Origin of the sequence: Streptomyces gottesmaniae (genome assembly GCF_031845845.1) — a bacterium.
Classification (GTDB): Bacteria; Actinomycetota; Actinomycetes; order Streptomycetales; family Streptomycetaceae; genus Streptomyces; species Streptomyces akebiae.
This window is the reverse complement of record NZ_JAVRFJ010000001.1, coordinates 50,886-63,559: the sequence shown is the minus strand read 5'-3', so window position 1 is coordinate 63,559 and position 12,674 is coordinate 50,886. Positions and strand designations below refer to the sequence as shown.

At 69.1% G+C, this 12,674-nt stretch carries 14 protein-coding genes; 9 read left to right on the top strand and 5 right to left on the bottom strand.

The annotated features are described in order from the left end of the window. Window positions 1-46 precede the first annotated feature (46 nt). Window positions 47-730, top strand: coding sequence for a response regulator (locus tag RM704_RS00260; RefSeq protein WP_033528630.1), 684 nt, complete (start codon window positions 47-49; stop codon window positions 728-730). Window positions 731-733: 3 nt separating this feature from the next. Here the strand turns inward: RM704_RS00260 and RM704_RS00255 are convergent, their stop codons facing one another. Together RM704_RS00255 and RM704_RS00250 are read right to left on the bottom strand one after the other, a co-directional pair. Then, on the bottom strand, window positions 734-1,123 hold the full coding sequence (locus RM704_RS00255; protein ID WP_033528629.1) for a PPOX class F420-dependent oxidoreductase: 390 nt from the start codon (window positions 1,121-1,123) through the stop codon (window positions 734-736). Window positions 1,124-1,200: 77 nt separating this feature from the next. After that, a complete protein-coding gene (locus RM704_RS00250) occupies window positions 1,201-1,836 on the bottom strand; it encodes an HAD family acid phosphatase (protein WP_033528628.1) in 636 nt (211 codons plus the stop codon). Window positions 1,837-2,104: 268 nt separating this feature from the next. On the opposite strand from RM704_RS00250, the gene RM704_RS00245 reads away from it, so the two are divergent. The 3 genes from RM704_RS00245 to RM704_RS00235 all read left to right on the top strand — a co-directional run bounded on the left by RM704_RS00245 (window position 2,105) and on the right by RM704_RS00235 (window position 4,937). Further along, window positions 2,105-2,941: an SAM-dependent methyltransferase gene (locus RM704_RS00245; protein ID WP_033528627.1), complete on the top strand. Its 837-nt coding sequence runs from the start codon at window positions 2,105-2,107 to the stop codon at window positions 2,939-2,941. Beyond that, window positions 2,941-3,462 (top strand): GNAT family N-acetyltransferase, encoded by a 522-nt coding sequence (locus RM704_RS00240; RefSeq protein ID WP_192829704.1) that lies wholly within the window; start codon window positions 2,941-2,943, stop codon window positions 3,460-3,462. Before RM704_RS00245 ends, RM704_RS00240 begins: the two co-directional genes overlap by 1 nt. 98 nt (window positions 3,463-3,560) lie before the next feature. Then, on the top strand, window positions 3,561-4,937 hold the full coding sequence (locus RM704_RS00235; RefSeq protein WP_033528626.1) for a S1 family peptidase: 1,377 nt from the start codon (window positions 3,561-3,563) through the stop codon (window positions 4,935-4,937). A gap of 291 nt (window positions 4,938-5,228) precedes the next feature. On the opposite strand, the gene RM704_RS00230 is transcribed toward RM704_RS00235, so the two are convergent. Together RM704_RS00230 and RM704_RS00225 are read right to left on the bottom strand one after the other, a co-directional pair. Then, window positions 5,229-5,405 (bottom strand): hypothetical protein, encoded by a 177-nt coding sequence (locus RM704_RS00230; RefSeq protein WP_438828873.1) that lies wholly within the window; start codon window positions 5,403-5,405, stop codon window positions 5,229-5,231. A 90-nt stretch (window positions 5,406-5,495) separates the two neighbouring features. Then, window positions 5,496-6,656 (bottom strand): ROK family transcriptional regulator, encoded by a 1,161-nt coding sequence (locus tag RM704_RS00225; protein WP_033528624.1) that lies wholly within the window; start codon window positions 6,654-6,656, stop codon window positions 5,496-5,498. Between the two features lie 171 nt (window positions 6,657-6,827). Between RM704_RS00225 and RM704_RS00220 the strand changes: the two genes are divergently transcribed. Genes RM704_RS00220 through RM704_RS00205 form a run of 4 tightly spaced genes read left to right on the top strand, consistent with a single transcriptional unit; the run spans window position 6,828 to window position 11,265 of the window. Then, the gene (locus tag RM704_RS00220; protein ID WP_033528623.1) at window positions 6,828-7,727 is read left to right on the top strand and encodes a carbohydrate ABC transporter permease; all 900 of its coding nucleotides are present in this window, start codon (window positions 6,828-6,830) and stop codon (window positions 7,725-7,727) included. 27 nt (window positions 7,728-7,754) lie between these two features. Beyond that, window positions 7,755-8,693, top strand: a complete 939-nt coding sequence (locus RM704_RS00215; RefSeq protein ID WP_052146182.1) for a carbohydrate ABC transporter permease — start codon at window positions 7,755-7,757, stop codon at window positions 8,691-8,693. An 11-nt stretch (window positions 8,694-8,704) separates the two neighbouring features. Then, window positions 8,705-10,048 carry an ABC transporter substrate-binding protein gene (locus RM704_RS00210; RefSeq protein WP_033528621.1) on the top strand — a complete coding sequence of 448 codons (1,344 nt, stop codon included), beginning with the start codon at window positions 8,705-8,707 and terminating at the stop codon, window positions 10,046-10,048. Between the two features lie 14 nt (window positions 10,049-10,062). After that, on the top strand, window positions 10,063-11,265 hold the full coding sequence (locus tag RM704_RS00205; protein WP_033528620.1) for a Gfo/Idh/MocA family protein: 1,203 nt from the start codon (window positions 10,063-10,065) through the stop codon (window positions 11,263-11,265). 54 nt (window positions 11,266-11,319) lie between these two features. On the opposite strand, the gene RM704_RS00200 is transcribed toward RM704_RS00205, so the two are convergent. Then, entirely contained in the window at window positions 11,320-12,015 is a 696-nt protein-coding gene (locus tag RM704_RS00200) for a L,D-transpeptidase family protein (RefSeq protein WP_033528619.1), read from the bottom strand. A 134-nt stretch (window positions 12,016-12,149) separates the two neighbouring features. Between RM704_RS00200 and RM704_RS00195 the strand changes: the two genes are divergently transcribed. Further along, window positions 12,150-12,635 carry a carboxymuconolactone decarboxylase family protein gene (locus RM704_RS00195; protein ID WP_033528618.1) on the top strand — a complete coding sequence of 162 codons (486 nt, stop codon included), beginning with the start codon at window positions 12,150-12,152 and terminating at the stop codon, window positions 12,633-12,635. Window positions 12,636-12,674: the final 39 nt, after the last annotated feature.

The following is a 12,674-nucleotide window of genomic DNA, read 5'->3' as shown; positions in this document are numbered from 1 at the left end:
CACAGGCTCCGCACCCGCGTCCTTCTCCTTCAGGCATGATGCGCCCATGAACGACCGCAGCCCGATCCGGGTCCTGATCGCCGACGACCAGGACATGGTCCGCACCGGCTTCCGTTTCTTCCTCGACGCGCAGCCCGACATCACCGTGGTCGCCGAGGCCGCCGACGGCGAGACGGCCGTGCGGCTGGCCCGTGAGGTGCGGCCGGACGTGTGTCTGCTGGACATCCGGATGCCGAAGCTGGACGGCCTGGAGGCGACCCGGCTGCTGGCCGGTCCGGGTGTGGTCGATCCGGTGCGGGTGGTCGTGGTGACCACGTTCGACCTGGACGAGTACGTCTACGGGGCGCTGCGCGGCGGCGCCTGCGGTTTCCTGCTGAAGGACTCGGGGCCGACCCTGCTGGCCGAGGCGGTTCGCGCGGCGGCGGTGGGCGACTCGCTGGTGTCGCCGTCGGTGACGGTCCGGCTCCTCAAGCACGTGACGGCGGAGAAGGAGGACCGGGCCGGGCCCGAAGCCCCGCGCCCCCGGGAGGCGTTGACCGAACGGGAACTGGACGTCGTCCGCCTGGTCGCGCTGGGGCACACCAACGCGGAGATCGCCGCCTCGATGTTCGTGTCCCTCTCCACGGTCAAGACCCACCTCGGCAGCGTCCAGCTCAAGCTCGCCGCGCGGAACCGGGTGGAGATCGCGGCGTGGGCGTGGCGGACGGGGCACGCCGGTGACGGCGTGTGAGGGTCACTTCGTGAGGGTGATCCGGATGCCGACCGTGCCGTCGGCGCCCCGGCGCAGTCGGCTGCCGAGCAGGGTGAGACGGCCGAGGACGCCGTACTTGCGGGCGATGAGCCTGCGGTAGGCGGCGGAGCCGGCCGCGTCGAGGATCTCCGCGTGGGCGGGGACGGAGTCGCCGGTGGGGTTGCCGCGCACGTCGCAGGGGCCGACGACGACGTCGGCGCGGTTCCGGATGCGCTTGACCTTCCAGGAGTCGGCGACCGTCCAGACGCCGAGCGCGTCGCCGTCCCGCACCACCCACACCGGTGTCGGCACGGTGGTGCCGTTCTTGCGGTAGGTGGTGACCAGCAGGTATTTACCCGCGCCGAGGACGTCGAGCGTGGTTTCGTCAGCCATGGGCGGAGTCTAGGCGCACGGCCGCCGGCCTGGAGACCGTGGCGGCCGTGCCCCGAGGAACGGACGGTGGAGCGGCGTCAGTCCAGCAGTCCGTCGTAGTCGGGCAGCTTGTAGGTGCGCTCGGCGTGGCCGCCGACGAGGTCGGTGGTGTTGTTGCCGACGTTGGCGACGATCGTGTAGCCGTCGGACTCGATGTCCGCGCGCGAGGCGGTCTTGTAGGCGGCGACCTCGCCGAACAGGTCGGGCAGGTCGCGCACGTAGAGGCCGTCGACGGGGTAGCCGACGTTCTCCAGGTTCCACTCGGTGAGCGACTCGATGATGCCCGGGCGGGCGGTGACGAAGAAGACGTCGACCCCACGGGACTTGGCGTACTTGGCCAGCGCCAGGGAGGGCTTCATGGCCGGGGTCGGCAGCTGGTACCAGGGCGTGTAGTGCGTCTCCAGCGTCGTGTTGTCGATGTCGAAGACGATGGCGAGCTTCTGCCCCGAGGAGTTCGCGGTGCGCTGCTGTATGTAGGGCGTGGCCGTGTCGATGACGGCCTTCACGTCCTTCTGCCAGGTCGCGTAGTCCACCTCGGCGGCCGCGGTCGCGGTGACCGCGGCCGTGCTCGGCGCCGCGGCGGCCGGAACGGCCGCGGTCATCGAAGCGCCCAGGCCCAGTACGGCCACCGTGGCGACCGTGGTGATGCGGCGTCCCACACCGCTTGCTGTCATGTTCGTCCCCTTTTTCTCATGTCAAAGCGGCGAGGTCGTCGGAACCTTCGCCGCACTGGTCATGGTCATGTCCAACAGTGGCCGGGAGACTACCTAAGAGTTACTGATTAGTAGAGAGGGCCCGACGAACCTTCTTCGGGCGGACGACGGCCGGGGAGCGGGCCGCGGGGGCTGTGAAGATCGCCGAACTGTCGGCAAACACCAACCGGCGGGTCTACATTGCCCGTTGGACGAAAGCACCTTCGCAGAAGATCCAGGAGTTGATGCCGTGACGGACAACCCGGCAGCCTCGGACTTCCCCTCCTCGTCACTGAACCGGCGCATCGTCACCACGCGGCCGAGCGCGGCACGGATCTGGAACTACTGGCTCGGTGGCAGGGACTACTACGAGGTCGACCGCAAGGCCGGGGACGAGATACGCCGACTGCATCCGAGCATCCACGACTACGCCCGCGCGGACCGGCGTTTCCTGCGCCGGGCGGTGCGCCATCTGGCCGCCGAGGTGGGGATCCGCCAGTTCCTGGACATCGGCGCCGGGCTGCCGACCGCGGAGAACACCCACGAGGTCGCCCAACGCGTCCTCCCGGACGCGCGGATCGTCTACGTCGACAACGACCCACTGGTCCTGGTGCACGCCCGGGCCCTGCTCACGAGCGCGCCCGAGGGTCGTACGGACCACGTGGACGAGGACGTGCGCAACGTCGACTCGATCCTCGAACACGCCGCGCGGACCCTGGACCTGACCCGGCCGGTCGCACTGATGCTGCTCGACGTGCTGGCCTTCGTCACCGACGACGAGGACCCGCACGGCATCGTGCGCCGCCTGATGGCCGCCCTGCCCACCGGCAGCCATCTGATGCTCTCGCACACCGTCACCAGTCCGCGGTGGCCCGATGTGGACATCGCGGCGGCGTGGTGGAACGCGCACGGCACCCCTCGGCTGAACCAGCGCACACCCGAGACGGTGGCCCGCTTCTTCGACGGGCTGGACCTCCTCGAACCGGGCGTCGTCTCGTGCACGCGCTGGCGCCCGGAGCCCGCCGACGAGGAGGCCGGCGAGCCGGCGGAAGTGGCCATGTACTGCGGAGTGGGAGGCAAGCGCTGATGACGACCGACCCGGTCCGGCTCCAGCTGGACGTCGCCGACTTCGACCTGGCACGTTTCCAGCCCTACGTCGACAAGTGCCGGACCTCCGGCATCCGGCTGACGACGCTCTCCGAACTCGGTGACACCCCGGAGCACCGCCGGGCGTTGTATGAACTCAACAAGGAGTGCTCGGCCGACATCCCCGAGCGCGGTGCCTTCTTCCCGTACGACGAGTACCACCGGCTCCGCTTCGAGGTGTCCTCCTACGACCCGCGCGGTGTCGTGCTGGCCCTCGACGGCGAGCGGTGGATCGGTATGGCGGCCACCTCGGACCGGCGCGGTTCGGGGTTCGTGTTCAACGAGATGACCGGAGTGCGGGTCGCGCATCGCGGCCGGGGCATCTCGGTGGCCATGAAGACCTTCGGCATCGGGTTCGCCGGGATCTGCGGGGTGAGCACCGTCCGTACGGTCCACCACCCGGCCAACGACCGTGCGATCGCCATGAACCGGACGTTGGGATACGTCGACGCGGACTGGTGAACATGTGCCGACCACGGCACGTATGAAAGGAGGGCGCTCAAGGACCGGACGCCCTGGCGGTGTTGACACCGTGTCGGACGGGGTTCGGGAGCCAGGCGATGAGGCACGCACGACGACGAGTCGTGAAGCGGGTGACGCGGCTGACGGCCGCCGGTGGAGTGATCTGCGGGGCCCTGATGGTCACACAGGCGGCGATGGCGACCGAACCCGCCGTCACCCCGCCCGCGACCCCGAGCGCGGTGCTGTCCGCGTCCGGCACCGGTAACGGTCTGCTGACCGAACTCGGCTCCGAGCGGACGGCGGGCACCTGGATCGCCGAGGACGGCAGCCCGGTCGTCGCCGTCACCGACGAGAAGGCCGCCGCCGAGGTCGAGCGGGCGGGCGCCCGCCCGAAGATGGTCGAGTACAGCGGCGAGGACCTCAAGTCCGCCACGGAGGCGCTGCGTTCGGCACCCCGGGTGTCGGGCACCTCCTGGTCGATCGACCCCGCCTCCAACGAGGTGGTGGTGCGCGCCGACAGCACGGTCTCCAAGAAGGACTGGTCGAGCCTGACCGACCTCGCCGAGGAGATCGGCGGCTCCGTGCGGATGGAGCGCACCGAGGGCGCGTACACGATGCGGCTCAACGGCGCGCAGCCGATCTTCGGGACCGGCGGGCGTTGTTCGATCGGCTTCAACGTGACCGACGGCGAGAACGACTTCATGCTGACCGCCGGGCACTGCGGCCCCGAGGGCTCCGTCTGGTTCTCGGACGACCAGGGCCGGCAGGAGATCGGCCGGACGACCCAGACCAACTTCCCCGGTGCCGACTACTCGCTCGTCCAGTACCTCCAGGACGCGCCGAGCAACAAGACCAACGTCGTCTCCGTCGGCGACGGCCGCGGCGTGCGCATCACCTCCGTCGGTGACGCGGCGGTCGGCCAGCGGGTCTTCCGCAGCGGCAGCACCAGCGGCTTCCGCAACGGCGAGGTGACCGGCCTCGACGCCACGGTCAACTACCCCGAGGGCACGGTCACCGGTCTCATCGAGACCACGGTCTGCGCCGAGCCGGGCGACAGTGGGGGCCCGCTCTTCTCGGAAGGAGTGGCGCTGGGGGTGACCTCGGGCGGCAACGGCGACTGCGAGGCGGGCGGTACGACGTTCTTCCAGCCGCTGTCCGACGCCCTCGACGACCTCGGCGTCCAGCTGAACGGTCTGCCGCAGTCCGCCGCCCGACCGACCGCCGCGGCCGACGGCTCCGAGGACGACGCCCAGGGTGCCGCCGCCCCGGGCTCCGCCGAACCGGGTGCCGTGGAATCCGTCGAGTCCATCGAGGCCGCCTCCGACCTCCTCGACCGCCTCGCCGACCCCCGCAACGTCGGCCCCGGCCTGCTGGTGATCGCCGGAAGCATGGTCGCCCTGGCGGCCACCCGTTTCATCCGCACGGAACAGGACCGCCAGGCGTACCGCCGCCAGTACTCGCGGAGCTGGGGCTAGTGCCGCGGCAGGCAACGTTTGCCCGTCAAGGAGCGGCGTCCGGTGCGTGCTCTCGGTGTGCCGGCCGAAAGCCCTCGTACTGGATGTACTTGGGTTTTCGGCCGGTGCGGCGAGAGGGCGTGCCGGGCGTCGCGACGGGGCGAACGTTGCCTGTCGCGGCACTAGATACGGGACCGCCCCTTCGGCGCGCCGTCAGGGCGCCCGAAGGGGCGTGGAGAACCACACGGCGAGCCCTGCCGGACCCGTGGTCGGGCGCCCACCGGGCCCGGCAGCCGGGATGCCGGCCGCAGGTCACTCGGAGGAGCGCGCCGCCCACTCCAGGACCAGACGCTCGTACTCGCTCCGCTGCTCCCTGTTCAACGTCCCACCGCTCCGGAACCAGAGCGCCCGGATCTCCTCGTTGACCTCGGCGGCCGTTCGCGCCGGTACTTCCGCTCTTTCCAGGACGACATCAGGGGTAGTGGACATGGTGTAAACCATATGTCCTCGAACGTGAAGCCGATGTGAGTAAAGGTGCCACTTCAGACATTACGGACCGTGAAGCTGATCACTCTGCGTTTACGGCTCCGTCGTACCGAGCACCAGCACCTGAATGGCGAGCACGGCCGCCCCCCGCGCCCAGTCGTGGAAGTCGGACACCTTCGTCTCCAGGGGCACGGGCGCGGCCAGCGGATGCCGATGAGCGCGGACGGCCTCGTGCACGGCCTCCGCCGCCACCGCCATCAGCCCCACCCCCTCCCCCGCGAGCAAAATCTTCTGCGGCATCACGAAGTTCGCGATCTGGGCCACCAGGATCCCCAGCGCCCGCCCCGCCTCGCCGACGACCCGCGCGCACATCGGCTCCCCCTCGGCCGCACCGTCCAGGATCTCCTCGTACGTCACCTCACGCCCGGTCGCCGCCCGCACCTGGTACCGGATGCTGGGGATGCTCAATAGCGAGACGGCGCTGCCGCGCTCCCCGTCGGGGGTGAGCGGCCCGGAGGGGTCCACGATCCAGTGGCGGCCGAACCCCCGGTCCTCCTCTGCGTAGGGCACGCGCCTGCCTCCCAGGACCAGCCCGTATCCGATGCCCGCGCCGATGGTGAGGACGACGAACCGGTCCAGTCCGCGCCCCGCGCCGAACCACGTCTCGGCCTCGACGAGCGCGGCGACGTCGTTCTCGACGACCACCGGCAGCCCGGTGTGCTCCTCGACGAGTGCCGCCAACGGCACGTCGCGCCACTCCAGGAAGGGCGACTCCCCGACCACCGCGCGACGCCGGACGAGCCCGCCGACCCCGATGCCGATACCGGCGAGCGAGGGGTGCGCCCGGGCGAGTTCGGTGGTCATCTCGGCGAGCAGGTCGGCGACCCGCTCCGGCTCGCGCGTGGGGAGCGGACGGTCGTGGCGGGCGACGATCTCGCTCCGGAGCGTGGTGACGACGGCGTACACCATGTCGTCGGTGATCTTGAAGCCGACGAAGGCGCGTGACTCGGCGACGATGTCCAGCGGCTGCGAGGGGCGCCCCTGCCGGACCTCGGGGAGCGCGGCCCCCTCGGCGGTCTCGACCAGCAGCCCCGACTCGATCAGCGGTTTGGTCAGCCGGGTGAGGCTTCCGGCGGACAGGCCGAGGCGCCGCGCGAGTTCGGTGCGCGAGAGCGGGCCGTGCACGAGCACCTCGATCGCCACCGCGCGTTCTCCGGGACTGAGCGGCAGCCAGCTGGCAGCGAGTGCGGTCATGAGGGTCAGACTCCCACACCTTGTTTCTTTTGCAGCGGAAACAACATCTCCAGCCTAGTCCGACAGAAGCCGCTTCCAGAAGATGCCGACCCACCCCTTGACGCCGTAATTCTTCCGCGACAAAAGTAAGTGCCCTGAGTCTGAGGCAACGCCGCCGATGAGGGAGCACCGATGACCATCGCCTCCAGCAGTCCACCGATCCGCACACGGGGCGACGGCCTCCTGGCCGCCGTCTTCATCGCCCCGGCGATGCTCGGCTTCCTGGTCTTCCTGCTCTGGCCGACCCTGCGCGGCATCTACCTGAGCTTCACCCGCTTCAACCTGCTCACCCCGGCGGAGTGGGTGGGCCTGGACAACTACGTCCGGATGGTCAACGACCCGATCTTCTGGGACTCGCTGGCCGTCACGGTCGAGTACGTGGTGCTCAACATCGGTGTGCAGACGGTCGCCGCGCTCGCCATCGCCGTACTGCTCCAGCGGCTGACCCAGTCGGCGCTGCTGCGCGGCATCGTGCTCACGCCGTATCTGATGTCGAACGTGGTGGCCGGTCTGGTCTGGCTCTGGATCCTCGACACCCAGCTGGGCATCGGCAACGAGATCATCGGCGCGCTCGGCGCGGACCGCATCCCGTTCCTCGCCGACGAGACCTGGGCGATCCCCACGATCGCCCTGATCAACGTGTGGCGGCACGTCGGCTACACCGCACTGCTCCTGTTCGCCGGGCTCCAGGCGATTCCGAACGACGTGTACGAGGCGGCCAGGGTGGACGGCGCGAGCGAGTGGCGGATGTTCTGGCGGGTCACCATGCCGCTGCTGCGACCGGTGCTGGCGGTGGTGCTGATCATGACGGTGATCGGTTCGTTCCAGGTGTTCGACACCGTGGCGGTGACCACGGCCGGTGGCCCCGCGAACGCCACGAACGTCCTGCAGTTCTACATCTACGGCTCCGCCTTCGGCCGCTTCCAGTTCGGTTACGCCTCGGCGATGTCCGTCGCCCTGCTGGTCGTGCTCAGCGCCATCACCGTCCTGCAGTACCGGCTCACCAGGGCCGGACAGAGCGACCTCGGCTGACGGAAGGGAGACACCCGCATGGCCACCATGACCACACCGACGACACCTGCCGCGCCCGCGGCGACGCGGCCGGCCGCACGGCCGGCGAAGCGCCGGCTCTCCGTCGGACGGGCCGCCGCCTGGACCGTGATGGGCCTGATCGTGCTCATCACCCTGCTGCCCTTCTACTGGATCCTGCGCACGGCGCTCTCCACCAACGCCGGGCTGAACGCGGACCCCGCGAACCCACTGCCCGTCGGTCTCACCGGCAGCGGTTTCGAGCGGGCCCTCGGCCTGCAGTCCGCCGAGGAGGCGATCGCCCAGGGCGGTGCCGGCGGCGGACTCGACTTCTGGCGGTACCTGCTCAACTCGGTGATCGTGGCGACCCTGATCACCGGCTGCCAGATCCTCTTCTCCGCGATGGCCGCCTACGCCTTCGCACGGCTGCGCTGGCGGGGCCGTGACCAGGTGTTCGGGCTGTTCCTGGCCGGGCTGATGGTGCCGACCATCTTCACGCTGCTGCCGAACTTCGTGCTCATCAAGCAGTTGCACCTGGTGGACTCGCTCCTCGGCATCGCGCTGCCCAGCCTCTTCATGACACCGTTCGCGGTCTTCTTCCTGCGGCAGTTCTTCATGAACATCCCCCACGAGGTCGAGGAGGCGGCCCTGCTGGACGGCGCCGGGAAGATCAGGATCTTCTCCCGGGTGATCCTGCCGATGGCGGCCACCCCGATCCTCACCCTGTCCGTGCTGACGTACATCACCTCCTGGAACGACTACTTCTGGCCGCTGATGGTCAGTTACAGCGACGACTCGCGGGTGCTGACGGTGGCACTGGCGATCTTCCGGGCACAGACCCCGGCGACCGGCGTGGACTGGTCGGGGCTCACGGCGGCGACGCTGATCGCCGCACTGCCGATGCTGGTGCTCTTCGCCGCCTCCGCCCGCCGCATCGTCAGCTCCATCGGCTTCACCGGGATCAAGTGAGGGAACCGACGATGCGACTTCGTACGCTGACCGCATGGGCCGGGGCGCTGACGCTGTCCCTGGTGACCGGCTGCGCCCAGGGCGACGGCACCGGGGCGTCCTCGAACACGGTGACGTACTGGCTGTGGGACGCCAACCAGCTGCCCGCCTACCAGGCCTGCGCCAAGGACTTCGAGAAGGAGAACCCCGGACTGCGGGTGAAGATCAGCCAGTTGGGGTGGAGCGACTACTGGACCAAGCTCACCGCCGGGTTCATCGCGGGCACCCAGCCGGACGTGTTCACCGACCACATCCAGAAGTTCGGCCAGTTCGCCGATCTGGACGTGCTGGAACCGCTCGACGACCTGGGCATCGAGGACTCCGACTACCAGCCGGGCCTCGCCGCCAACTGGATCGGCCAGGACGGCCACCGCTACGGCTCCCCGAAGGACTGGGACACCGTCGCGCTCTTCTACAACAAGGAGCTGGCGAAGGAGGCCGGCCTCACCGCCGACGAGCTGAACGACCTCTCCTGGAACCCCGAGGACGGCGGCACCTTCGAGAAGGCCGTCGCCCGCCTCACCGTCGACGGCAAGGGCAGGCGGGGCGACGAACCGGGCTTCGACAGACACGACGTCAAGGTCTACGGCCTGGCGAGCAACGGCGGCGGTTACGCCGACGGACAGACCCAGTGGAGCCCCTTCACCGGGTCGGCCGGATGGAGTTACACGGACAAGGCCCGCTGGGGCACGGAGTACCGCTACGACAGCGACACCTTCCAGTCCGTGATCTCGTGGTACTTCGGGCTGGCGGAGAAGGGCTACATGGTGCCCTTCGCCGACTACAACGTCCAGTCCAACCAGGCCAACACCCAGGTGGCGGCGGGCAAGGCGGCGGCCACCTTCGACGGCGCCTGGATGATCTCCACCTACGCCGGCTTCGAGGGCATGGACATCGGCACCGCCCTCACCCCGGCCGGCCCCACCGGCAAGCGCGCCACCATGATGAACGGCCTCGCCGACTCCATCACCAAGGCTTCCAAGAACAAGGCGGGGGCCCGGAGATGGGTGGCGTACCTGGCCTCCGACGCCTGCCAGAGCACGGTCGGCCGGTACGGCGTCGTCTTCCCCGCCACCCCGGCGGGCACCGAGGCCGCCGTCGCGGCGTACGAGAAGAAGGGCCTCGACGTCTCCGCCTTCACCGAACCGGTGGCGGACAAGCAGGACTTCCGGACCTTCTCCTATCCGATCACCAACTACGCGGCGGACGTCACCGCGCTCATGCAGCCCGCGATGGAGGACATCTACGGCAACGGGGCACCGGTGAGCGGACTCGACGAGACCAACGACCAGATCAATCTGATACTCGACCAGTGAAGGACATTCCGCACATGACGTTCTCCCTCGGCATCGTCGGCGCCGGCCAGTTCTCCGGCCAGTTCGCCACGCTGTTCCAGGCGCACCCCGGCGTCGGCGACGTCTATGTCACCGATCTGCTGCCCGAGCGGGCCGAAGCCCTCGTGACCGCCCAGGGACTGGCCGGCACCTTCCCCTCGTACGAGGCGATGCTGGAGTCGAAGGCGGTCGACGCCGTCGCGATCTTCACCCAGCGCTGGACGCACGGGCCGCTGGTGCTCCAGGGCCTGAACGCCGGCAAGCACGTCTACTCCGCGGTCCCCATGGCGATCACCGCCGACGAGATCGCGGCGATCATCGACGCGGTCCGGGCGACCGGGCTGACGTACATGATGGGTGAGACGAGCCAGTACAACCCGGCGACCGTGCACGCCCGCAACCGGATCGCGGAGGGGGCGTTCGGGCGGCTCTTCTACGCCGAGGGCGACTACGTCCACGACATGGATCTGGGGTTCTACGAGGCCTACCAGTACAGCGGCGGCGAGGACTGGAAGCGGACCGCCAGCTATCCGCCGCTGCTGTACCCGACGCACTCGGTGGGCGGGGTGCTCGGGGCCTGGCGGACGCACGCGGTGAGCGTGTCGGCGATCGGCGTCGTGGACGGGCGCGGTGACGGGGTGTTCGACAAGGAGGTCAGCCAGTTCGGCAACGACTTCTCCAACGCGACCGCGCTGTTCGAGGTGGCGGGCGGGGGTTCGTTCCGTACGAACGAGTTCCGGCGGGTCGGCTACCCCTCACAGATACGGGAGTCGCGTTTCCGATTCTTCGGCACGGACGCCAGCATGGAGCAGCTCGCGACGGTGGCGTTCTGGCAGGACAAGAAGGGGGTCGAGGACATCAGTGAACTCCTTGAGCCCAAGCCCACCCTGTCCCCGGACGACCCCTCGCTCCAGCACATCGCGCCGGATCTGCGGGCCGCCTTCACCTCGGGATCGGCGCCGGTCCACGACCGGTCGCGGCTGCCGCGGGAGTTCGACCATCTGCACAACGGGCACGAGGGCAGCCACCACTTCCTGGTGGACGACTTCGTGACCGCCGTCAACACCCGGACGCTGCCGTCGGTGAACGCCTGGGTGGCGGCCCGCTACACCCTGCCGGGGATCGTCGCGCACGAGTCCGCGCGGCAGGGTGGGGTACGGCTGGAGATCCCGGACTTCGGGGACGCCCCCGAGGCGTGACGCCCCCGGCGTGACGTTTCGGCACGGTCGTCGGGCCGGGCTCCTGGCTGCCCGTCAGGTGCCCGGCTTGCGGCCGTACACGAAGACGTCGTCGCCCTTCTTCAGCAGCGACCAGTACTTCTTGGCGTCCGTCTTGGTCATGTTGACGCAGCCGCGGGAACCCGGCGGGTTCCACATGCTGACGCCGGCGGAGTGGAAGGCCTGGCCGCCGTCGAAGAACTGCGCGTAGGGCATGGGCACGTGGTAGATCGACGACACGTGGTCGATGTTGCGCCAGTAGATCTTCTTCAGGCCGGTGCGGGTCTCGTCGCCGTCGCGGCCGGTGCGGACCGGGACGGGGCCGTAGACGAGCTTCGCGCCGTCCTGGATCCAGCTGAGCTGGAGCGTGAGGTTCACACAGGCGATACGGCCCTTGTTGGTCGGGCACTTGCCGGCCTTGTTGGGGTTCTTGCCGACGGCCTTCTGCTTGTTCATGAGGTCCATCACGCCCCAGGTGACGGCTCCCGCGTAGCCGGCATTCGGGGTGATGCCGTGCTTGGTCTGGAAGGCCTTGATCGCCTCGCAGTCGCCGGCGGACTGCTTGCCGTCGACCGTGCGGCCGAGGAACTTCTCGACCTGCTTCTGGTACGGCCCCGTCGACGTCGTACAACTCGCCGCCTGCGCGGGCGCGGTGCCGAGCGCGAGCGTGAGCGGTGTCAGCAGTGCGGTGATCGTGAGCGCGACGGCGCCTCTTCTGCCTATGTCCCCCATGACGGGCCTTTCCCTTTCGAGTGTTTTGTAGGTCCTGCCTACCTAGACAGGCGACCGGCGGCGACGGTTGTGGGAGAGCCCACGTCGAGACGAAACGGTTACACAGCCGGGAATTCGCAGATACAGTTACCCCCATGAGCAACAGCGAATCCATAACTCGCGTGGCGTTGAAGAAAATTACCCCCGATGTCTCCGGGGCGATGGGCTCCCTGCACGGCGCCGCAGTCACCGCGGCCCGGGACGCGAAGGTCGAGCCCGAAATCCTCGAACTGATCAGAATTCGTGCCTCGCAGATCAACGGCTGCGCCTTCTGCCTGGACATGCACACCAAGGACGCCCGCGCGCAGGGCGAGACCGAACAGCGGATCTACGCGCTCAGCGCCTGGCGCGAGACCCCGTTCTACACCGACCGCGAGCGCGCCGCCCTGGCGTTGACCGAGGCCGTGACGCTGGTCCACGACGGCCAGGTGCCGGACGACGTGTACGCCGAGGCGGCCGAGGTCTTCGACGAGCAGCAGGTCGCGGCACTGATCTGGGCGGCGACCGTGATCAACGCCTACAACCGGATCGCCATCGCCACGCGCATGGTTCCGGGGGCCTACCAGCCCGCCCAGAAGTAGCGCCTAAATCCCCGGGAAAGGATTCCCGGGGATTTTTCC

Excerpts from the sequence above, each read along its gene's own strand:
- RM704_RS00200 (WP_033528619.1), bottom strand. The coding sequence starts at position 12,015 with ATGGGGGACATAGGCAGAAGAGGCGCCGTCGCGCTCACGATCACCGCA.
- RM704_RS00260 (WP_033528630.1), top strand. The coding sequence starts at position 47 with ATGAACGACCGCAGCCCGATCCGGGTCCTGATCGCCGACGACCAGGAC.
- RM704_RS00255 (WP_033528629.1), bottom strand. The coding sequence starts at position 1,123 with ATGGCTGACGAAACCACGCTCGACGTCCTCGGCGCGGGTAAATACCTG.
- RM704_RS00235 (WP_033528626.1), top strand. The coding sequence starts at position 3,561 with ATGAGGCACGCACGACGACGAGTCGTGAAGCGGGTGACGCGGCTGACG.
- RM704_RS00225 (WP_033528624.1), bottom strand. The coding sequence starts at position 6,656 with ATGACCGCACTCGCTGCCAGCTGGCTGCCGCTCAGTCCCGGAGAACGC.
- RM704_RS00210 (WP_033528621.1), top strand. The coding sequence starts at position 8,705 with ATGCGACTTCGTACGCTGACCGCATGGGCCGGGGCGCTGACGCTGTCC.
- RM704_RS00240 (WP_192829704.1), top strand. The coding sequence starts at position 2,941 with ATGACGACCGACCCGGTCCGGCTCCAGCTGGACGTCGCCGACTTCGAC.
- RM704_RS00195 (WP_033528618.1), top strand. The coding sequence starts at position 12,150 with ATGAGCAACAGCGAATCCATAACTCGCGTGGCGTTGAAGAAAATTACC.
- RM704_RS00230 (WP_438828873.1), bottom strand. The coding sequence starts at position 5,405 with ATGTCCACTACCCCTGATGTCGTCCTGGAAAGAGCGGAAGTACCGGCG.
- RM704_RS00215 (WP_052146182.1), top strand. The coding sequence starts at position 7,755 with ATGACCACACCGACGACACCTGCCGCGCCCGCGGCGACGCGGCCGGCC.
- RM704_RS00250 (WP_033528628.1), bottom strand. The coding sequence starts at position 1,836 with ATGACAGCAAGCGGTGTGGGACGCCGCATCACCACGGTCGCCACGGTG.
- RM704_RS00220 (WP_033528623.1), top strand. The coding sequence starts at position 6,828 with ATGACCATCGCCTCCAGCAGTCCACCGATCCGCACACGGGGCGACGGC.
- RM704_RS00205 (WP_033528620.1), top strand. The coding sequence starts at position 10,063 with ATGACGTTCTCCCTCGGCATCGTCGGCGCCGGCCAGTTCTCCGGCCAG.